Origin of the sequence: Pseudomonas sp. GOM7 (assembly GCF_026723825.1) — a bacterium.
Taxonomy (GTDB): domain Bacteria; phylum Pseudomonadota; class Gammaproteobacteria; order Pseudomonadales; family Pseudomonadaceae; genus Aquipseudomonas.
Genome location: NZ_CP113519.1, coordinates 1,264,852 through 1,285,579 on the forward strand (window position 1 = coordinate 1,264,852; position 20,728 = coordinate 1,285,579).

Annotated in this window: 18 protein-coding genes and 1 pseudogene; 12 read left to right on the forward strand and 7 right to left on the reverse strand. The window is 61.0% G+C overall.

Annotated elements, in window-relative coordinates; all coding sequences use genetic code 11:
• Nucleotides 1-3 precede the first annotated feature (3 nt).
• Nucleotides 4-315, forward strand: a complete 312-nt coding sequence (locus OU800_RS05725; protein ID WP_268181885.1) for a TraR/DksA family transcriptional regulator — start codon at nt 4-6, stop codon at nt 313-315.
• Here the strand turns inward: OU800_RS05725 and OU800_RS05730 are convergent.
• Nucleotides 308-1,942: a cation:proton antiporter gene (locus OU800_RS05730; RefSeq protein ID WP_268181887.1), complete on the reverse strand. Its 1,635-nt coding sequence runs from the start codon at nt 1,940-1,942 to the stop codon at nt 308-310. The genes OU800_RS05725 and OU800_RS05730 overlap by 8 nt on opposite strands.
• A 184-nt stretch (nt 1,943-2,126) precedes the next feature.
• Between OU800_RS05730 and OU800_RS05735 the strand changes: the two genes are divergently transcribed.
• From OU800_RS05735 to OU800_RS05765, 7 genes are all read left to right on the forward strand, one after another.
• Nucleotides 2,127-4,601: a Lon protease family protein gene (locus OU800_RS05735; protein ID WP_268181889.1), complete on the forward strand. Its 2,475-nt coding sequence runs from the start codon at nt 2,127-2,129 to the stop codon at nt 4,599-4,601.
• 165 nt (nt 4,602-4,766) lie between these two features.
• Nucleotides 4,767-5,120 (forward strand): PA4575 family protein, encoded by a 354-nt coding sequence (locus tag OU800_RS05740; protein ID WP_268181890.1) that lies wholly within the window; start codon nt 4,767-4,769, stop codon nt 5,118-5,120.
• A gap of 139 nt (nt 5,121-5,259) precedes the next feature.
• Nucleotides 5,260-5,754: a TIGR00645 family protein gene (locus tag OU800_RS05745; protein WP_268181892.1), complete on the forward strand. Its 495-nt coding sequence runs from the start codon at nt 5,260-5,262 to the stop codon at nt 5,752-5,754.
• Nucleotides 5,755-5,895: 141 nt separating this feature from the next.
• A complete protein-coding gene (locus tag OU800_RS05750; RefSeq protein WP_268181893.1) occupies nt 5,896-6,198 on the forward strand; it encodes a DUF6482 family protein in 303 nt (100 codons plus the stop codon).
• A gap of 8 nt (nt 6,199-6,206) precedes the next feature.
• A complete protein-coding gene (locus OU800_RS05755) occupies nt 6,207-7,742 on the forward strand; it encodes a cryptochrome/photolyase family protein (protein WP_268181895.1) in 1,536 nt (511 codons plus the stop codon).
• Nucleotides 7,739-7,876, forward strand: a complete 138-nt coding sequence (locus OU800_RS05760; protein ID WP_268181897.1) for a DUF2256 domain-containing protein — start codon at nt 7,739-7,741, stop codon at nt 7,874-7,876. The genes OU800_RS05755 and OU800_RS05760 overlap by 4 nt, the downstream gene beginning before the upstream one ends.
• A 149-nt stretch (nt 7,877-8,025) precedes the next feature.
• Entirely contained in the window at nt 8,026-8,655 is a 630-nt protein-coding gene (locus OU800_RS05765; RefSeq protein ID WP_268181899.1) for an FKBP-type peptidyl-prolyl cis-trans isomerase, read from the forward strand.
• A 220-nt stretch (nt 8,656-8,875) separates the two neighbouring features.
• Here the strand turns inward: OU800_RS05765 and OU800_RS05770 are convergent, their stop codons facing one another.
• The 4 genes and pseudogenes from OU800_RS05770 to OU800_RS05785 all read right to left on the reverse strand — a co-directional run bounded on the left by OU800_RS05770 (nt 8,876) and on the right by OU800_RS05785 (nt 15,370).
• A complete protein-coding gene (locus OU800_RS05770; protein ID WP_268181901.1) occupies nt 8,876-9,106 on the reverse strand; it encodes a PA4570 family protein in 231 nt (76 codons plus the stop codon).
• A 171-nt stretch (nt 9,107-9,277) separates the two neighbouring features.
• Complete coding sequence (locus OU800_RS05775) at nt 9,278-12,337, reverse strand: multidrug efflux RND transporter permease subunit (protein ID WP_268181903.1); 3,060 nt, start codon at nt 12,335-12,337, stop codon at nt 9,278-9,280.
• Nucleotides 12,338-12,397: 60 nt separating this feature from the next.
• A complete protein-coding gene (locus tag OU800_RS05780) occupies nt 12,398-13,540 on the reverse strand; it encodes an efflux RND transporter periplasmic adaptor subunit (RefSeq protein WP_268181905.1) in 1,143 nt (380 codons plus the stop codon).
• Nucleotides 13,541-14,748: 1,208 nt separating this feature from the next.
• Nucleotides 14,749-15,370: pseudogene (locus OU800_RS05785) on the reverse strand (IS110 family transposase).
• A gap of 169 nt (nt 15,371-15,539) precedes the next feature.
• Between OU800_RS05785 and OU800_RS05790 the strand changes: the two are divergent.
• From OU800_RS05790 to OU800_RS05800, 3 genes are all read left to right on the forward strand, one after another.
• A complete protein-coding gene (locus OU800_RS05790) occupies nt 15,540-16,430 on the forward strand; it encodes a hypothetical protein (protein ID WP_268181906.1) in 891 nt (296 codons plus the stop codon).
• Nucleotides 16,431-16,562: 132 nt separating this feature from the next.
• Entirely contained in the window at nt 16,563-16,772 is a 210-nt protein-coding gene (locus OU800_RS05795; RefSeq protein ID WP_268184211.1) for a DUF6434 domain-containing protein, read from the forward strand.
• 2 nt (nt 16,773-16,774) lie between these two features.
• The gene (locus OU800_RS05800; protein ID WP_268181908.1) at nt 16,775-17,296 is read left to right on the forward strand and encodes a GNAT family N-acetyltransferase; all 522 of its coding nucleotides are present in this window, start codon (nt 16,775-16,777) and stop codon (nt 17,294-17,296) included.
• Between the two features lie 9 nt (nt 17,297-17,305).
• Here the strand turns inward: OU800_RS05800 and OU800_RS05805 are convergent, their stop codons facing one another.
• Nucleotides 17,306-18,112: an alpha/beta fold hydrolase gene (locus OU800_RS05805; RefSeq protein WP_268181910.1), complete on the reverse strand. Its 807-nt coding sequence runs from the start codon at nt 18,110-18,112 to the stop codon at nt 17,306-17,308.
• 71 nt (nt 18,113-18,183) lie between these two features.
• Complete coding sequence (locus OU800_RS05810) at nt 18,184-19,152, reverse strand: helix-turn-helix domain-containing protein (RefSeq protein WP_268181911.1); 969 nt, start codon at nt 19,150-19,152, stop codon at nt 18,184-18,186.
• 200 nt (nt 19,153-19,352) lie between these two features.
• Here OU800_RS05810 and OU800_RS05815 point away from each other — a divergent pair, with 200 nt between their 5' ends.
• The gene (locus OU800_RS05815) at nt 19,353-20,726 is read left to right on the forward strand and encodes an aspartate aminotransferase family protein (protein WP_268181912.1); all 1,374 of its coding nucleotides are present in this window, start codon (nt 19,353-19,355) and stop codon (nt 20,724-20,726) included.
• The last annotated feature ends 2 nt before the right edge of the window (nt 20,727-20,728 follow it).

Sequence of the window (20,728 nt, forward strand, 5' to 3'; positions counted from 1 at the left end):
CTCATGGCTCACCGTGATGTGTTGGATGCGCTGTTCCGTGACTATGCCACCCGCGCCGAGGCGATTCGCCGCGACCTGGCGCGCAGCCATTCGGCGGATTTCGCCGAACAGGCGCAGCAGCGGCAAAACGACGAGGTGCTCGAAGCCCTGCTGGCCGAGGCCGAACATGGCCTGCTGCTGGTGCAGCAGGCGCAGCAGCGCCTGGCCGATGGGCGCTACGGGCAGTGCCTGTGCTGCGGCGAGCCGATCGAGGCGGCGCGTCTGGCGGCCATGCCGGTCGCGCAATATTGCCTGAGCTGCGCGCAGTTCAACTGAGCGGCTGCGTGACCTCCTGCAGCAGGCGCCGGGCAGCCGAGTCGGCGGCATCGATGTAAGGTTGCAGAACGCTGGCAGCCCCCGCGCGGTTGAAGGCTTCCAGATCCCCCTCGCGAAAGGCGCTGAGGGTTACGCTGCCACGAAAGCCGGCGTGGCGCGCGGCGCGCAGCAGCAGGGCGTTGACCTCGCGCTGGGGGATGGTGCTGACCAGCGCGCGGGCCTGTTGCAGCGGCAGGTGGGCGATGAAGTCGGCGTCCTCGGCGTCGCCGTAGCACACGCCCAGCCCGGCCTGGCGGGAGCTGGCCAGGGCCTGTGGGTCGAAGTCCACGCCCAGCACGCGCAGGCCACCCTCCTGCAGACGCAGCGCCAATTGCCGGCCGTAGCGCCCCAGGCCGTAGACGATGACTTCCGGCTGCGTCTGGCTGGGGGCGTTGTCTTCGGCATTCTCGCGGTGGGCGACGCGCCGCTCGAAGATGCCGAGCCAGGGCGAAAGGCGCTCGAACAGCGGCTGCGAGTAGAGAATCAGGTAGGTGGACAGGGTGATGGTGATGATGCCTACCAGGGTCGTCAGCCCCAGTACCGCACCGCCGACGTGGCCCAGGCTGATGCCCATGGCGACGAAGATGATGGAGAACTCGCTGATCTGCGCCACCGTCAGCCCGGCCATGAAGCCGGTGCGCTTGCGATAACCCATTGCGCCCATGATGGCCATGACGATCAGCGGGTTGCCGATCAGCACGAACAGCGACAGCAGCACGGCGCTGCCGATCTGTTGGTGCAGGTAGGAAAAGTCCAGTTGAATGCCCAGGTGCAGGAAGAAGAACAGCAGGAGAAAGTCGCGCAGGCTGCTCAGACGGCTGGCGATGGCCTCGCGTAGGGGCGTGGAGGCCAGGCAGAAACCAGCGATGAAGGCCCCCAGCTCCTTGGACAGGCCCAGCGCCTCGGCACCACCGGCCAGCAGCGTGCCCCAGGCCACCGCCACCAGCATCAGCAACTCCGGCGAGCGGGCCATGGAGGCCAGCAGACGCGGCAGGGCGAAGCGCACCAACAAGAGCAGCAGCAAGCTGGCCAGCAAGGCGCCGATCAGCGTCAGTGGTGACAGCCCAGGCTTGCCATTGGCCGGCTGGTACAGGCTGATCACCAGCATGGCCAGCACCACGGCGATGTCCTGCACGATGAGAAAACCCATGGCGATGCGCCCGTGCAGGGAGTCGATCTCGCCTTTGTCCGAGAGCAGCTTGACGACGATGATGGTGCTGGAGAAAGTCAGCGCGACGGCCACGTAGCCGGCGCTCATCCAGTCCAGGCCGAGCAGGCGGCACAGCAGCAGGCCGAACAGTATGGTGAAGCTCAGTTGCCCCAAGCCAGTGGCCAGGGCGACGCTGCCCAGGGTGCGCACCAACTGCATGTCCAGCTTGAGGCCGACGACGAACAGCAGCACGGTGATGCCGATTTCCGCCAGCAGGCTGATCGAGCTGTGATCGCCCGACAGATTCATCACTGCCGGCCCGGCGAGGATGCCCACCAGGATGTAGGCGATGATCAGGGGTTGGCGCAACCTCACGGCGAGCATGCCCAGCACGGCGGACAGGCTGAGCAGGGCGGCAATTTCCTGGAAGGCACTCATGGGCAGGTCTCCTGGCGCTGGGGCTGCCTGTGATGGGTGCAGGCTCGATGGCGGATCGCCTGGCAGATTATCCCAGCCCCGATTTTGTGCATTGCCGTGAATCAAGCCTTGATCCTGTCGGCGACCCAGGCCCAGAATCAGCCCATGTTTTGCGGAACACTCCGCCCGCTAGTAAGGATCGCCAATGTCCAAGCGTAGCCTCGATGCACTGCGCCTTGCCCCCGAATCACTGACCCGCCCCTTCGCCCCCGAGCAGTTCAACTTCACCAGCACCGATGAACTCGAACCCTTCCGCGGCGTCCTGGGCCAGTCCCGTGCCGTGGAGGCGCTGCAGTTCGGTGTGGCCATGCCGCGCCCCGGTTATAACGTGTTCGTCATGGGCGAACCCGGCACCGGGCGCTTCTCCTTCGTCCAGCGTTACCTCAAGGCCGAAGCCAAGCGCATGGCCACGCCGGCCGACCGGGTGTACGTCAATCACTTCGACGAGCCGCGTGAGCCGCGTGCCCTGGAGCTGCCCGCCGGCACGGCAGGTGAGTTCATCGCCGATATCAACCAGTTGATCGACAACCTGCTGGCCACCTTCCCGGCGGTGTTCGAGACGCCCACCTATCAGCAGAAGAAGAGTGCCATCGACCGCGCCTTCAACAAGCGCTACGACCAGGCGCTGGACGTGATCGAGCGTCTGTCGCTGGAGAAGGGCATCGCTCTGTACCGCGACAGCACCAACATCGCCTTCACCCCCATGGCCGATGGCAAGGCGCTGGACGAGGCCGAATTCGCCCAGTTGCCGGAGGCCGAGCGCGAGCGCTTCCATGCCGATATCGCCGCTCTGGAGGAGCGCCTGAACGAAGAACTGGCCAGCCTGCCGCAGTGGAAGCGCGAGTCGAGCAACCAGTTGCGTCAGCTCAACGAGGAAACCATCACTGTCGCCCTGCAGCCGCTGCTGGCGCCGCTGTCGGAGAAGTACGCGGAGAACGCCGGCGTCTGCGCCTACCTACAGGCCATGCAGGTCAACCTGCTGAAAACCGTGGTCGAGCAACTGGTGGACGTGGACAAGGCCGACCCGCAACTGCGCAAGTTGCTGGAGGAGATCTACTGCCCGAGCCTGGTGGTCGGCCACCACGCCAACGGCGGCGCGCCGGTGGTGTTCGAGCCGCACCCGACCTACGACAACCTGTTCGGCCGTATCGAATACAACTCCGACCAGGGCGCGCTGTACACCAGCTACCGGCAGTTGCGCCCCGGCGCGCTGCACCGGGCCAACGGCGGCTACCTGGTGGTGGAGGCGGAAAAACTGCTCGGCGAGCCCTTCGTCTGGGAAGCACTCAAGCGCGCCCTGCATTCGCGCCAGTTGAAGATGGAATCGCCCCTGGGCGATCTTGGTCGCATCGCCACCGTCACCCTCAACCCGCAGGTCATCCCGCTGCAGCTCAAGGTCATCATCATCGGCTCACGCCAGCTCTATTACGCGCTGCAGGACGCCGATCCGGACTTCCAGGAGATGTTCCGCGTACTGGTGGACTTCGACGAGGATATCCCGCTGGCCGAGGAAAGCCTGGAGCAGTTCGCCCAGTTGATGAAGACGCGCACCTCGGAAGAGGGCCTGGCGCCGCTAACCGGTGCCGCCGTGGCACGTCTGGCCACCTACAGTGCGCGCCTGGCCGAGCATCAGGGGCGGCTGTCGGCACGCATCGGCGACCTGTTCCAACTGGTCAGCGAGGCCGATTTCATTCGCCAGCTCGCCGGCGAGCCCATCACCGATGCCGGCCATATCGAGCGCGCGCTCAAGGCCAAGGCCACCCGTACTGGCCGTGTGTCGGCACGGATCATCGATGACATGCTGGCCGGGATCATCCTCATCGATACCAGCGGCGCTGCCGTCGGCAAGTGCAATGGCCTCACCGTGCTGGAGGTGGGCGACTCCGCCTTCGGCGTGCCAGCGCGGATTTCCGCCACCGTCTATCCGGGCGGCAGCGGCATCGTCGACATCGAGCGTGAGGTCAGCCTCGGCCAGCCGATTCACTCCAAGGGCGTGATGATCCTCACCGGCTTTCTCGGCAGTCGTTACGCCCAGGAATTCCCCCTGGAGATTTCCGCCAGCATCGCCCTGGAGCAATCCTACGGTTACGTCGATGGCGACAGCGCCTCGCTCGGCGAGGTGTGCACGCTGATCTCGGCGTTGTCGCGCACGCCGCTCAAGCAGTGCTTCGCCATCACCGGCTCGATCAACCAGTTCGGCGAGGTGCAGGCGGTCGGCGGGGTCAACGAGAAGATCGAAGGCTTCTTCCGCCTGTGCGAGGCACGCGGCCTGACCGGAGAGCAAGGGGCGATCATCCCGCACTCCAACGTCGCCAACCTGATGCTCGACGAGCGTGTTTTGCAGGCGGTGAGGGCAGGGCTGTTCAACGTCTATGCCGTGCGTCATGTCGACGAAGCGCTGAGCCTGCTGGTGGGCGAGCCGGCCGGGCACCCGGACGAAAAAGGGCGTTTCCCCAAGGGCAGCATCAACGCCCGCGTGGTCGAACGCCTGCGCGAGATCGCCGAAATCGGCCTGGAGGAGGAGAGCAAACCAGCCGAAATCAAGGATAAGGCTGCCGAGGCGAGCAAACCGGCCCGCGCTCCGCGTCGCAAGAAAGCCGATGACGAGGCGACGAACTGATCAGTTCTTGCACGGCTGTCCCTGACCCGCAGGGGTAGCCGCACGGCGCCCGTTGCACACTTGTCATCAACAGAGTTATCCACAGCTTGCGTGGATAACTTTGGCTTTCCAGTTCGGGCATTCGGGGTGTAGGCTGATGCTTGGTTCTTGCGAGGGACAGCCGCCATGTCGCGCAGCCTCTGCCTTACTCGTCAATGCCTGGGACTCGTGACCCGCATCGAGTGCTCGATTCGCCCATTGGCCGGGGACAGTGGGCGCTGGACGTTGATCTGTGCGGCGGGTATGTCTGCCGCGCAACCCTCCGCCATCAAGGCGCAAGGCCCATTCTACGGGCCTCAGGCCGCTGAAGAGGTGCTTGCGGCCATCGTCGAGAGCCTGGCCGTGCAAGGTTATGAAAAGTGCGACGAACTGCCGATCTGGAGCCTGCACATCCAGGCTGAATTGCGTCGCCTCAATGACGCACAGCGTCGCTACCCTGGGCAGTATCGCTTCCGCCCGGATACCGACGGGCAGAGCTGAATTGCCCCCGCCCAGGTCTTGTCGGCCAGTACGAGCGGCATTCTGGCCACAAGGTTATCCACAATATCTCGCTGTGCTTTGTATGCCCGGCGCCGCTGGTTATACTCGCCGCCGTTTTTGCCATCTTCAGTGAGCCCCCATGGAACGCTTCGTTGAAAACGTGATGTATGCCTCGCGCTGGCTGCTGGCACCCATCTACTTCGGTTTGTCGCTGGCAGTGCTGGCGCTTTCGGTAAAATTCTTTCAAGAGCTCTATCACATCCTGCCGCAGATCTTTTCCCTTGCCGAAGCGGATGTGATCCTCAAGTTGTTGTCGCTGATCGATATGGCGCTGGTCGGTGGCTTGCTGGTGATGGTGATGCTCTCGGGCTACGAGAATTTCGTTTCCCGCCTGGATATTCATGAGGACACCGAGAAGCTTAGTTGGCTCGGCAAGATGGATTCCAGCTCACTGAAGATGAAAGTGGCGGCCTCCATCGTGGCGATTTCCTCCATTCATCTGCTCAAGGTGTTCATGGACGCCAAGAGCTACGATCTGCAATACCTCAAGTGGTACGTCATCATCCACCTGACCTTCGTTGGCTCCGCTTTCGCCATGGGCTATCTGGACAAGCTGACCAAGCACGACAACTGATCCGCCCGCCGCGCTTCACCGCCGCCCGTCCGTTGCAAAACGGACGGGCGGTTTCGTTTGGGCCTTGTGCTTTTGTTTTGCTGTACAAGAATTGTTTTTGTATAGGTTTTTGTATAGTTTTCGCGAAAACGAGGATATGCCATGAAGCTCAATGACCTTTCCACCCACGCCCAGGCCGGACGCATCGGTGAACTCAACCTGATCTCCCTGGAGGGCGGCATCTACCTGCTCGAGGCACGTATGGATGGCCATCCTCATCCGATTCGCGATGAGCAGGGCAGCATGCTCAATCTGCGCTCGGTCGAACATGCCCGCGACCTGTTGCAGGAGATGCCAGTAATGCCATTCTTTCTGGTGCACAGTTCGGTGCATGACGAGATGTGCGGCATGCCATCGGCTGACAACAGCCTGCGTGTGCCCATCGCCTTTCGTTCCGGTTGGTGACGGCCAAAGTGAGCGTGCGCCGCCTGATCCTGGTGCTGGGTGACCAGCTCACCCTTGGGCTCGGCGCGTTGCACGACGTTGATCCACAGCGTGATCGCATCCTGCTGGCCGAGGTGATGGAGGAGGCCAGCCATGTGCCCCATCACCCCAAGAAGATCGCCTTCATCTTCAGCGCCATGCGGCACTTCGCCGAGGCCCTGCGCGGGCAGGGCCTGCAGGTGCACTACGTGAAGCTGGACGATCCTGCCAACAGCGGCTCGCTGCCCGGTGAGTTGCAACGCTGGACGCAGCAGTTGAATCCGGCCGAGGTACATCTGACCGAGTGTGGCGATTGGCGCCTGGAACAGGCGCTACGCCATTGCGGCGTGCCGATTCACTGGCACCCGGACACACGCTTTCTCTGCTCGCGCGAGACCTTCGCCGCCTGGGCGCAGGGGCGCAAGCAATTGCGCATGGAGTTCTTCTACCGCGAGATGCGCCGCGTCAGCGGCCTGCTGCTGAACCCGGACGGCAGCCCCGAGGGCGGTGCCTGGAACTTCGATGCCGACAACCGCAAGGCATTACCCAAAGGCGTGCGGCCGCCGCCACCGTTGCAGATCGAGCCGGATGGCATCAGCCGTGAGGTGCTGGAGCTGGTGGCGCAGCGCTTCGCCCATCACTACGGTCGTCTGGACGGCTTCGACTACCCGGTGACCGCCGAGCAGGCCGAACGCCTGTGGCAGCATTTTCTCGCTCATGGCCTGGCCGACTTCGGCGATTACCAGGACGCCATGGCCGATGACGAACCCTTTCTCTTCCATTCACGCATCAGCGCCGCGCTGAACATCGGCTTACTCGACATGCGCAGGCTGTGCAGCGAGGTGCAGGCGGCCTATCGTGCGGGCGAGGTGCCGTTGAATGCTGCCGAAGGCTTCATCCGTCAGTTGATCGGCTGGCGCGAGTACGTGCGCGGTATCTACTGGCTGCGCATGCCGGAGTATGCCGAGGGCAACACCTTCAGCAATTCGCGGGCATTGCCGGAGTTCTACTGGACAGGTAACACGCGCATGAACTGCATGCGCCAGGCCGTCGGTCAGACCCTGGAATATGCCTACGCCCACCATATCCAGCGGCTGATGGTCACCGGCAACTTCGCCCTGCTCGCCGGTATCGCGCCCAAGGCCATCTGCGACTGGTACCTGGCCGTATACATGGATGCCTTCGACTGGGTCGAGCTGCCCAACACCCTGGGTATGGTGATGCACGCCGACGGCGGCTACCTGGGCTCCAAGCCCTATTGCGCCAGCGGGCAGTACATCAAGCGCATGTCCAACCATTGCCAGGGCTGCAGCTACAAGGTGGGTGAGAGCACCGGCGACTCCGCCTGCCCGTTCAATGCGTTGTACTGGCACTTCCTCATGCGCCATCGCGAGCGCCTGGAGCGCAACCCGCGCATCGGCATGGTCTACCGTAACCTGGCGCGCATGAGCGAGGCCAAGCAGCAGGCGTTGTGGAACTGGGGCGAGCGCCTGCTGGCCCGGCTCGATGCCGGACAGAGGCTATGAAGAAGAGCCAGTTGCCGGTGAAGACCTGCCTGGTCTGCGGCCTGCCGTTCACCTGGCGCAAGAAGTGGGCACGTTGTTGGGAGGAAGTGCGCTATTGCTCCGAGCGTTGTCGACGGGGGCGCAACGCCCTGTAGATACGGGTTGTCGCCGCTGAAGCGCCTCCCACGGAATCTGCTGTGGGAGGGGCTTTAGCCGCGACGGGCAAGGCACGCAGGCATGACCCTGCGCCCGGCTTCTGTGCTAGTCTGGCCGGCCTTTTTGCAGCCCCTAGCGGAGCCTTTTCATGTCCGAATTCACCTTCAGCCCCGATCTGTCCTCCGACGAGGGCCGCGTCAGCTACGGCATCGGCCGCCAGCTCGGTGGTCAACTGCGCGATAACCCGCCACCGGGCGTCGACCTGCAGGCCATCCTCGCCGGTCTGACCGATGCCTTCACTGGCCAGGCCAGCCGCGTTTCCGAGGCTGAACTGGGCGCCAGCTTCAAGGTCATCCGCGAAATCATGCAGGCCGAGGCCGCTGCCAAGGCCGAAGCCGCTGCGGGCGAAGGCCGCGCCTACCTGGCCGAGAATGCCAAGCGTGAAGGCGTGACCGTGCTGCCGTCCGGCCTGCAGTACGAAGTGCTGGTGGCGGGCGAGGGCAGCAAGCCCTCGGCGGACGACCAGGTGCGTACCCACTACCACGGCACCCTGATCGACGGCACCGTGTTCGACAGCTCCTACGAGCGCGGCCAGCCGGCGGAATTCCCGGTTGGCGGCGTGATCCCAGGCTGGGTCGAGGCCCTGCAACTGATGGGCACCGGCAGCAAGTGGCGCCTGCACGTGCCGAGCGAGCTGGCCTACGGCGCCCAGGGTGTTGGCAGCATCCCGCCGCACAGCGTGCTGGTGTTTGATGTCGAGCTGCTCGACATCCTGTAAGCCTTGAGCAGCTGGCCGTTGCTTCGGTGCGCACAGCGCACCCTACATGGCAGCCTGATCCAACGAAACGGGGCGCCCTGGTAACAGGGCGCCCCGTTTGTGTTTGCGCACCGAACAATTGCACACGCTGTTCTTGTACACCCTGGCGACGGTGGACGGGTGAAGCGTCGTCCACCCTACGATCGAGCGGCCCTCTGCATGGCAGGGGGGCCGCTTCGTTTCAGGACGGGCGCAAGGCCCGTGCATAGCAGAACAGGAACAGGCTGCGCACCAGCTCCTTGAGCACGCCGGGTTCGCAGGAGTTGAGTTCGTGCAGATCCAGGTCGCCCTGGTCGCGCAGCTCGTCCAGCGCGTCTTCTTCCAGCACAGCGCAGACTTCGCCAGTCTGGCGGTTGAGGATGCGCAGATAGGGATGTGGCCGATCCAGCCAGGCATCGATCAGGTAGGTCATGGCAATTCTCCTTGGCCGTCATTACGCAACTGAGAATAATTCCTATTACGTAAATAGCAAGAGTTAATTGCGACCTTTTGTCGTTTGGTCATCGTAGGGTGCGCCGTGCGCACCGTTCCCCATAAGTCGAGAGGCGGTGCGCACGGCGCACCCTACGGGTTAAGGCCCTGATCAGTGCGCGGGGGAGACCTCCGCCTGTTGTTGCGGCTCGGCGTCTGGCTTGGCTAGCAGGCTGTAGACGCAGGGCAGCACGAACAGGGTGAACAGCGTGCCGACACTCATGCCGGTGGCGATCACCAGGCCGATGTCGAAGCGGCTCACCGCACCGGCGCCGGTGGCGAGGATCAGCGGCACCATGCCGAAGACCATGGCGGCGGTGGTCATCAACACCGGGCGCAGGCGGATGGCGGCGGCTTCCTCGATGGCCTCGCGCACCTTCAGCCCCTTCTCGCGACGTAGCTGGTTGGCGAACTCGACGATGAGGATGCCGTGCTTGCTGATCAGGCCGATCAGCGTCACCAGGCCCACCTGGGTGTAGATGTTCATGGTGGAGAAACCGAGGAAGATCGGGATCAAGGCACCGCAGATCGACAGCGGCACGGTGACCAGGATCACCAGCGGGTCGCGGAAGCTCTCGAACTGTGCCGCCAGCACCAGGAAGATGATCGCCAGTGCCAGGCCGAAGGTGAGGAACAGCGCGCTGCCTTCCTGCACGTACTGGCGCGAGGCGCCGGCGTAGTCGTAGCTGTAGCCGCGTGGCGCTTCCTCACGGGCGATCTGGGTCACGGTGTCGATGGCGTCGCCCATGCTGACGATGGGGAAGCCTTGGATGATCGCCGAGTTGAGCTGCTGGAACTGATTGAGCTTGGTCGGCCGTGCGCGGTCGCTGATGCTGATCAGGGTGCCCAGTGGCACCATCTGGCCGCTCTCGCTGCGCACGTAGTAGCTGTCCAGCCAGCCCGGATTGTCACGGTAGGCACGCTCCACCTGGGCGATCACCTTGTAGCTGCGCCCGTCGATGGTGAAGCGGTTGATCTCGCCTTCGCCGAGCAGGCTGGCCAGGGTGGTGCCCAGATCCTGCATGGATACGCCCATCTGTGCGGCCTTCTCACGGTCGATGTCGACCACGATCTCCGGCTTGTCGAACGCCAGGTCGATATTGAGGAAGGCGAACTTGCCGGACTCCTGCGCGCGCGCCTTGATCCGCTCGGCCACCTGCAGCAGCGACTCGTAATCGTTCGGCGTGTTGACCACGAACTGGAACGGCAGGCCTTCGCCCGTGCCCGGCAGCGACGGCAGGTTGAAACCGAAGATCTGCAGGCCGGGAATCTTGTCGAGCTTGGCCTGCACCTCCGGAAGAATCTCCATCTGCGTGCGCGAACGCTGATCCCAGGGCTTGAGCAGGAAGCCGCCGATACCCGACTGCACGCCGTTGAAGCCATTGATCTGGAACGACGAGTAATACTCGGGGAAGGTCTTGAAGATCTCCACGAACTGGTCGGTGTAGGCGTTCATGTAGTCCAGGTTGGTGGGCTGTGGCGACTGGGTCATCATGAACACGATGCCCTGGTCTTCCTCGGGCGCCAGTTCGTTCTGCGAGAAACTGAGCAGCACCGGGATCAGCGCCATCACGATCAGGCCGAACACCACCACCACCGGGCGAGTGTTCAGGGTGCCGTGGAGCATCTTCTGATAACGCTGCTTGAGCTTGTCGAATAGCTGATCCAGGCGATGCGCCAGGCCCGAGGGGTTCTCCTCGTGGCGCAGCAGCTTGGCGCACATCATCGGCGACAGGGTCAGGGCGACGATGCCGGAGATGATCACCGCGCCGGCCAGGGTCAGGGCGAACTCCTTGAACAGCGCGCCGGTCAGTCCTTCGAGAAAGCCAATGGGCGCGTAAACCGCGGCCAGGGTGATGGTCATGGAGATCACCGGCATGGCGATCTCGCGCGCCCCTTCGATGGCGGCATCGAAGGGCGTCTTGCCCTCTTCGATATGGCGGTGGATGTTCTCCACCACCACGATGGCATCGTCCACCACCAGGCCGATGGCCAGCACCATGGCCAGCAGGGTGAGCAGGTTGATCGAATAGCCCATCAACTGCATGAAGAACAGCACACCGATCATCGACAGCGGAATGGTGACCACCGGGATCAGCACCGAGCGGAAGGCGCCGAGGAACAGGAATACCACGACTATGACGATCAGCACCGCTTCGCCCAGCGTCTTCACCACCTCGTCGATGGAGGCCTGGATGAACTCGGTGGCGTCGTAGGCGATGGCCACCTTGAGGTTCGGCGGCAACTGCGCTTCCAGGTCGGGCATGGCCGCGCGCACGTGCTTGATCACGTCCAGCGGGTTGGCGCTGGGCGTACCCTTGATGGCGATGTACACCGAGGGTATGCCGTCGAAGGAGCTGATCGCGTCGTAGCTGGCCGCGCCCATTTCCACCCGCGCGATATCACGCACCAGCACGCGGCTATCGCCCTGGGTCTTCACCGGAATGGAGCCGAAGGCCTCGGGTGATTTCAGATCGGTGCTGGCGTTGATACTGGTGACCACGTACTCGCCCTTCACCTCGCCGGCGGCAGAGAGGAAGTTGTACTTGCGCACGGCATCGTTGAGGTCGCCTGCGGTCACGCCGTAGGCGGCCATCTTCACCGGATCCAGCCACAGGCGCATGGCGAACACCTGGTTACCGAGGATCTGCGCCTCGGCCATGCCGGGCAGGGTGGCCAGCTTGGGCTGGATCACCCTTGAGAGGTAATCGGTGATCTGCGGGTTGGATAGCTCCTTGCTGTAGAAGCTGACATACATCAGCGCCGAGGCATCGGCTGCTTCCTTGCTCAGCACCGGGTCTTCGGCGTCCTGCGGCAACTGGTTCTTCACCTCGTTGGCCTTGGCCAGCAACTCGGTGAACAGGCGGTCGCTGTTGGCGCCGATGCGCGCGTAGATGGAGATGGTGGACAGGTTCTGCTGGCTCGACGAGGTCATGTAGTCGATGCCTTCGGCGCTGGCCAGGCTTTGCTGCAGTGGCTGGGTGATATAGCCCTGGATGGTCTCGGCATTGGCGCCGGGGTAGGCGGTGGTGACCGTGATCAGGGCGTTTTCCATCTGCGGGTACTGGCGGATGACCAGCTTGCCGAACGCCTGGATGCCGAGCAGGACGATCAGCAGGCTGACCACGGTGGCCAGCACGGGGCGACGGATGAAAGGATCGGTGAAAGCCATGATGGGTTCCTTGGCTGTTGCTGACCGTGGCCGCCTACATAGGGGCGGCCACGGGGCTCGTCAGTTGGCGCTCGGCTCGATGCTGGGCTGCACGGGATCATCCACGATGGCCACATGAGAACCGTTGTCCAGTTTCAACTGGCCGGAAATGACCACCTGCTGGCCGGCCTTCAAGCCTTCGAGGATCACCACGCTACCGTCACGCCGCTCGCCCGTGGTGACGAAATGGCGCTGCACCACCAGATAGGGCTTGCCGTCATCGGTCTTCACCGCCTCGCCCTTGTCGTCCTGCTTCTCGCTGATCAGGTACACCGAGTTGCCATACAGGGTGTAGGTGATGGCGGTTTCCGGCACGGTGATCCGGGCCTGGTCGGACGGCAACTCCACCTGCAGATTGGCGAACATACCGGGCAGCAGCTTCTCGTCCGGGTTGGCCAGGGTGGCGCGCACCTGCAGGTTGCGGGTGTCTTTCTCCACCTTGGGGTTGATGGCGCTGATGCTGCCGGCGAAGGTCTCGCCCGGGTAAGCGGCGACGCTGACCTGCACGCGTTGGCCGACGGCCAGTTTCGGCGCCTGCTGCTCGGGCAGGAAGAAGTCCACGTTCAGTTGCGACAGATCCTGCAGGGTGGCGATGGCCGCGCCTGGGGACAGGTAGGTGCCGGGGTCGACCTGGCGAATGCCAATGGTGCCGGAGAAGGGCGCGTTGATGCGCTTCTTGTCTAGCTGCGCCTTGAGTTGGGCGACGCTGGCGGTGGCCTTCTGCAGGGTCGAGGCCAGGCGGTCGAACTCGCTCTTGGAAATGTTCGAGCGGCTGACTAGGCTGCGTCCGCGTTCGTACTCGATCTGCGCCAGGCTGCGCTCGGCCTCGGCGGTGGCCAGGCTGGCGCGCTCCACCTCGCTGTCGAGCTGGATCAGCGCCTGACCGCGCTGAACTTTCTGCCCCGACTCGAACAGCACCTCACGCACGATCCCCTCGACCTCTGCGGACAAGTCCACGCCCTGATAGGCTTTGAGCGTACCGATGGCTGGCAAGCGGCCTTGCCACGGCTGCTCGATAGCGGTGGCGGCGGAAATATTGATGGCCGGCTGTGGCGCCGAGAACATCTGCACCTGTTTATAGATCGAGAAGCCTTTATAGGCGGCGAGGGCGAGCACCACGAGCAAGACGGCACCCAGCATGATCAGCATGCGGCGGAGCAACATATTCCGGTTCCTTGGCAGAGCGGGGTCGAGCCTGGAATAGGCAGGACTGAGCACGATAGTGCCGCTCGCTGACGATGTCAAAAAGCGCTCATTTGCAAGGTATTTAAGCGCTGAAAGCGGCATTTTGGCGGCTGCTGGTGCTTTGCGCCGTTGTCACGGGGGCGAGCGTTGTGGGCGTGGTTCGGCAGGAAAGGTTGGCTGCAATCCGTGGGCTTTTTGTCTATCCCATCGTAATTGAGGGGGCAAAAGCGGAGGTCAAGCGAATACGGCGTGCTGTGTCGGCGTAGGCGCAAAGATTTGATTTTCAAGATCTTTTTGAAGGCTTGTGAGCTGGATGGTGCAGAGTTATATGGAAGGCTCTACTATTGGATTAGTACCGCCTTCTATCTAATCACTGTTAGCTGCCGCCATGGAATGCTCAGTCCGCATCAACGACGAACTTATAAAAGCCCACATTCGGCCTGAATACAGCCGAAGCATCTTCTATTTCTGGAATCTAGAGAGCTCATCGTTATCTGAAAGCCAAATCAGAGAAGACGGTCCCCATATCAGCCTCTTTCTCTCACCTGGCGAGTTTTTATCGCTCGCCACCACCGGTACATGGCCAAAAGAAGACCAAATCACGCCACTCCGTATCTTTGGTCAAATCAGTGAGCGCGAAGGCCGCTCAGCATGTGAGTATGGCTCAATAATACGGTACATCGATAGCGTCGATTTCAACTCCTCCTTTGATGGCGAGTCTTTATCAATTGCAATCCACGGCTCTACTCTCCCCCCCTGAGCTGTACACCTCAAGATCACCAAGAGAAAGAGCACTATTATCCCGAACCAACTTTTCTATCAAAATTACCATGCCATCTGAAGAAATTAGCTCCTTTGTTAAAGACCTAACTACGCGAGAATCTCTTATGCGGTCACTACATGCGCAGCGTGTCAGCTAACAATGTATATGGACTACCCCCGCAAGTAGTGAGCAATAGCTTTTCGATCCTGTCGTCAGCGCGGTTGCATTCGTATATCCGGCCTGTTGTGGGCTCTTGCGCCCTGGCCATTCTGTATTTCGCACAGCGGGGGCCAAGCGTTCAATCGATCCCTGGGATCATCATTGTTATCGGCCTTGTTCCGCTGCAGGACTCGCCTGTTCCGACAGTTTCGCTATTCACCACAACCACAAGAAAACCATCACACCTTTCTGATTACCCCCGCCGTCAGGCGGGCTTTACGCTCTGCCAATTGCCACTGAACCGCTGCTCATGGCACCACACCGCCCAGCAGATCCGCACCAGCTTATTGGCCAGGGCCACTGCTGCTTTGTTGTGACCGATACGGGCTGCCGTCTCGACGGCCCATCGCTGTAACTGCGTCAGCTTTTCAGGTGTACGGGCCTGGCAGCGTTGTGCCGTCAGCCATGCCGCGCAGCAGGTTGATGCGCAGGGTGCGGCTCTTCTTCCAGGTTTCCCGCAGTCCATGCAATTGCTGGAGCTGTTGTTGATCGTGGCTCTTCACCGGCACGGGATGAATATCGGTGCAGCGCGCGGCTTCCAGCATGGCATCGCAGTCGTTGCGGTCGGTCTTGTTGCGCCGACGATAGGGCCGCACGTAACGCGGATGCAGCAGCCGGACCTGATGTCCCAGCGATTGCGCCAACCGTCCCCAGTAATGCGCTGTGCCGCAGGCTTCCATCACCCACTCGACCGGCTCGGCCTGCTCCTGTATATATCGCCTGAACGCCTCCCGGTTCAGCCGCTTGCGCTGCACCACCTGGCCGAAACGGACACTCTCGGCAACTTGGTAAACGGACTTGGCCAGATCAACGGCAATGCACTTCATAACAGCTCTCCCAATTTCAGCTACCACAGCACTCAGGTATAGAACTGTGGCGTTGGGGAGTCCATTACAGCATTCAAACCGTTTGCTTCGCTCACTGGGACGGGCTAAAGCCCGCCCCTTAACCAAACGTTAAGAGGCGTGTCTAGCGTAAACCAGATGGAAAGGACCAATGCAAAATAAATTTGGTACAATAAAAAACCCTTTATCCGTTATTGCTATTTTTGCTGGAATTGCTGAAATCAGTGGAGCAATGGTTCTGCCACACATAGCCCCAAATAATCAGGAGCTTTTTATATGGTTTCTCATGATTTTTCCCTTTACTTTGGTCATATTATTTTTCATAACTCTTAATTGGAATTACAAGGTTCTTTATGCTCCTTCAGATTTTCAAAATGAAGAGCACTTTGTAAACCTTCAAAAGGCCTCTGCATCAGAAATCTTCTTAAAGATGGAGAATGAATTGAACGATGATCTCCTAACGAACAATATTCAAGAGTTGGGTAATGACTCTGTGAATTCTGTTGACCTTGAGAAGGTAAAGGAGGCTGTAGTGGATTCAGAGATACGACTAAGCATGGGGAAAATTAGCACGTCAGAAGAAAGAGCTAAGCATTCTGAAATATTGAGAAGCATCAATAGACAAAGAATGAGGGAAGGAAGGTTGCTTGAAGATATTCTAATTGCCAAGTTAGAGAATGAGTTTGGTGAAACTATTGAGCGTGATATGAAGTTTCAAAATGACAGGTATAGATTTATTTTTGATGGGGTTATTCGAAAAGGAAGTAACATCACTGCCATTGAAATTAAACGTATGAACAAGAATACAATGAGTTCGTCCATGGTATCAGGTCTTGTTCATCGATTTCGAGCATTTTATGAATCACTAAATGAAGTCGAAAAGAAAGATTTTTCTTTAGTGTTTGCTATAGCTACAGATGAAAATGTAGAAGAAATGAAAGATTTTATAGATCGTATGCTGTCGCCTCTGGAGTTCAAATATTACACAAAAATATATGCTGTAGACGAACTAGTAAAAGAGGAAGTGAGAAATGTCTCTTAACAAGCCGCTCAAGTAAGTAGCCTGGGTTGAACGCAGCGATACCCAGGGGGCAGGGACATGATGGGTTTCGTTGTACTCAACCCATCCTACGAATGAGCAAGACCAGACCTAAATATCAAGGAGTGAGTGATGGTGGATTTTGACTGGCACAGCGGCCCGATCAGCGCCGAAACCCCGGTGACCGAAGGCTATCGGAATACCCAGAACGTGCGTCGATTCCTGACGGCGGCTTGTGGCCCTGGTTTCAAGTTCGATCGTGCGTTCATGGCCTGGATCAAGGATGGAAGGCCTAAGACCATGGGTGAAGTGGCAGCGCAGTGGCGGCTGCGCAATCGAGACTGAACATGGAGGCTCTGGTGCAATCCCGCGAGGTGTCACTTCAGCGCTGGCAATCGCTTTCTCCATCTCAGCAGGCTGCGGTCCTGACTCTGAGCGTTACGGCGCAGCAGATCGAGTTTGCCGGCACGGTGGAGCATTCGGTTCAGGTGTGCCAGGCGGATCAGGCTGATGAGATTGCCGGCCTGGCGATTATTGAAGCGGGCAGTGTGGTTGGCTTTCTACTGCTTAAACGTGGGGCCAGCGCACCGGCGTGGGCAGGGGTGACTGCTGTCGTTGTCAGCGCCATGCGCATCGATACCCTCCAGCAAGGCAAGGGGTTGGGGTCTGCCGCTTTGCGGGCTGTGCCTGGCTGGTTGGCTGAGCATTGGCCTGGGGCAACCGAACTTATCCTGTCCGTGGATGAAGAAAATCGGTTGGCGCGTAATGCTTACGCCAAGGCGGGTTTCGTTGATCTCGGCAAGAAGGAGGAAGGCCGCATTGGCTGGGTGCGCTATATGGCCAGGCCGCTTCGGGGCATCTCGAGTTAGCCATCCTGACTATGACAATAACCGGCATATCTCGGGTGCCGCCTTCTGCAGGCAGGAGTAATGGGACAAGCCTTCCATCCAGTGAGCCTGCACCTTGTCGGTCATGACGCGCGCCAGGTAGCGGCTCATGCCGGGTGGTGACCAGTTATCTGCGCTGCCATGCCAGAGATGAACAGGAGTCGCTTCGTCAAATATGCCCACCGACCATGGCCCCAGAAACTGCTCGATATCCCGCGCATAGCCGCCAATCCCCTCGGCAAAACACTCGGCCAGAATGCGTTGCATGCTCGCCTTGAACTCGGGCTGTTGCGCCAGCTCGGCGTCCACGCCCTGGGCGCTGGCAAATAGCATGCGGTGCAGAAGGCCAGGTGAGTGTCTGGCAAGAATGGACTGAAAGCGGCTGAGCAGACGGAAGAGGCCAGCATGGTCTCGGGCCAGTTTGAATACGGCTTTGCCTGCCATGGCTGGCAAAAAATCACCTCGATCGAGCGGCGCCACAGCCGAGACGAGGTGTAGGGCGTTCACCTGGCCAGGCAGATGGCGGCTGGTTTCCAGGGCGACATGGGTGCCCAGGGAAAAGCCGATGAAGTCGACTGGAGTATTCGAGCTAACGGCGTTGATGGCTTGGGCGAGATGTCGGTAGTAAGCCGCGCCCTGGAGGCGCTGGTCGATGGCGAACCTGTCGAGGCAGAGCACGCGCAAGCCGTGCTGCTTTGCCGGGGCGTCGAGCATGCGTGCTTCATTGGGGGAGCCCGGCGCACCATGGAAATAGACAACCGGTTTGCCGGTTGAATCTCCGTATTCCCTGACTTGCATCCCTGGCTCTCCAGCGAGTGCGTTGTGCATCCATGCAGCCGAAGATGCAGGAGGCCCCGAGCCAGCTCAGGTTATGGCGTGGCGGGAATGGCCGCGCGTGCGGTCTGTGAGGGGAGCTCGCCGAACAGTTCAAAGTATTCGGCGGCGAAATGACTGAGGTGGCTGAAGCCCCATTGTGCTGCGGCATCGCCTATCGACAGTTGTGTTGCCTGGGTGGATATCAGCGCCCGGCGCACGCCGTTGAGCCGCACCGAGCGCAGGTAGTTCAATGGGGTGGTCTCGGCAACCGCGTTGAAGCTGTTCTGCAAGGTGCGCCGGCTGACATGCAAGCGTTCGCACAGGTCGTTCACGCTGGGGCTTTGGGTCGTTTCCGCCGCCACCAGGCGGTGGCACTTCTCGACGATGAAGCTGCGCGTTGAGCTGGGCGCACGCTGTTGTTTGTCGCAGGCCGGATCGATCATCAATTGCAGCAGTTCATCGAGCATCGCCTGCTCCAGCGCCAGTTCGCGGGTTCTTTCCCAGGTGTCGGGTAGCGCTTCACTGCTCAGTGCCTGGGCGAACATCGACAACAGCCGGCGGCGAGTATCGGTGAAGCGCTGTTTGGATACTCGGATCACGGGCTGACGCAGCAGGGCGCCGATTTCCTTCGCCGAAGGGATTTGCGACAGGGCCTGCTCGAACATCTCGCGCTCGAAGGTGACCGACAGCAACTGCATGCCCGTGGGCATATGGAACATGAACTCTTCGCCGCCATGGAGAAAGAACAGACTGCGGTCATCCACATCTCGGCCTTGCATGCGAATCGATCCCGGCACGTTGATCGGCAGGGCGAAGCACATCTTGCTGCGGGGCGCCACGCCGTTCTGCACGACGCGTTGGTTGATCTGCTCGAGGAAGACGTGGCAGCGCTCGGTGGTCAGTTGCATCAGCGAGCTTTCGCTCGAGCCGGCGGTGAGCTGGCTGTAGTCCTGACACCACTGCTGCACGGTGGCGGCGTGAACATGTATGTCACTGAAATGACTGATGTTCTGACTTTTCATGGACGGTAAGGTCTCCACCCATTTTGTTGTTTTCAGGCCGTTATCGCAGCCGATGCTCGCACATGCCGACGATTCTGCCCACTGTTTGTAAACGACACTCGTGCTGAGTGGAACCTCTCAAGTGCCGATTTGGGATACCGACTGCCGAGGCGCTGGGGAGATGATCGATTCACCCTGAATCACATCTCCCAGAGGCCATCATGAGCGAAGCCAAACTCGAATCCCTGCACTTTGCGGATGCTCCGCAAATCGTCACCAGCACATTGCCCGGCCCGAAAACCAGTGAGGCGCTGGCCCTGTCGGCGCGCACCGAATCCATGGCGCGCGGCGGCGGCCGTATGCCCATCGCCATGGATCGTGCCTTCGGTGCGACCTTCAAGGATCCAGACGGCAATACCTATATCGACCTGTCGGCCGGGGTTGGCGTCAGCAGCGTCGGGCGCTGCCACCCGGAAGTGGTACAGGCGATTCGCGAACAGTCCGAAGTGCTCATGCACGCTCTGGAAATCAACAGCACCCGGCGTACCGAGCTGGCGGCCAAGATGTCCGAGATCGCCCCCGAGGGCTTGCGTGGTGATTGCATCACTTTTTTCACCCAGGGCGGCAGCGATGCACTGGAGGCGGCGATCAAGTTCGCCAAGCGCATCACCGGCCGGCATCAGATCGTTGCCTTCCACGGCGGCTACCACGGTGTGTGGCATGCCTCGGGTGCATTGACCACCGGCAATGCCTACCGCAAAGGCTACGGAGCACAGATGGGCGGCGTGATTCACGCACCCTACCCCTATGCCTATCGCTTTCCGTTCGACACCACCCACAAGAGTGCCGAGCAAATTGCCGGCGAATACGTGGACTACCTGCTCAATACGCCCTATACCGGCGCTGACGACGTGGCGGCGGTGATCGTCGAACCGGTGCAGGGGGAGGGGGGGTATGTGCCGCCATCGCCCGAGTTCCTGCAATTGCTGCGCAAGGCCTGCGACCGCAGCGGCACGCTGCTGATCGTCGACGAGGTGCAGGCGGGCGCCGGGCGTACCGGCAAGATGTGGGCCGTCGAGCACTCGGGCGTGAAGCCGGACATGCTCACCTTCGGCAAGGGCATCGGCAGCGATCTGCCCATGGCGGGGCTGATGATGCGCTCGGATCTGGCTGCGGCCATTCCCGATGGCTCCGTGCCCAACACCTTCGCCGCCAACTCGCTGTCCGCCACCGTGGCGCTGACCAACATCGCCATCCTGCAGGATCCGGAGCTCGATCTGCTCAACCGCGCTCACGCTCTGGGGTTGGAAGCGCAGGCGCGTATCCGTGGGTTCAACAGCCCTTGGGTGGGTGAGGTGCGCGGCCGTGGCCTGATGATCGGCATCGAATTGGTCGAGGATCAGGCCAGCAAGACGCCGCTGGAACGCGACAAGATCGGCCAGTTGATGGGCTACCTGATGAACCACGGTGTGCTGATGATCCCCTGCGGCCGCTACAGCAACGTCATGCGCCTCATGCCGTCGCTGACCATCTCGCGGGCGCTGTTCTTCAGGGGCCTGGACATCTTTGGCGATGCCCTGGCCTCGCTCAAGTAACC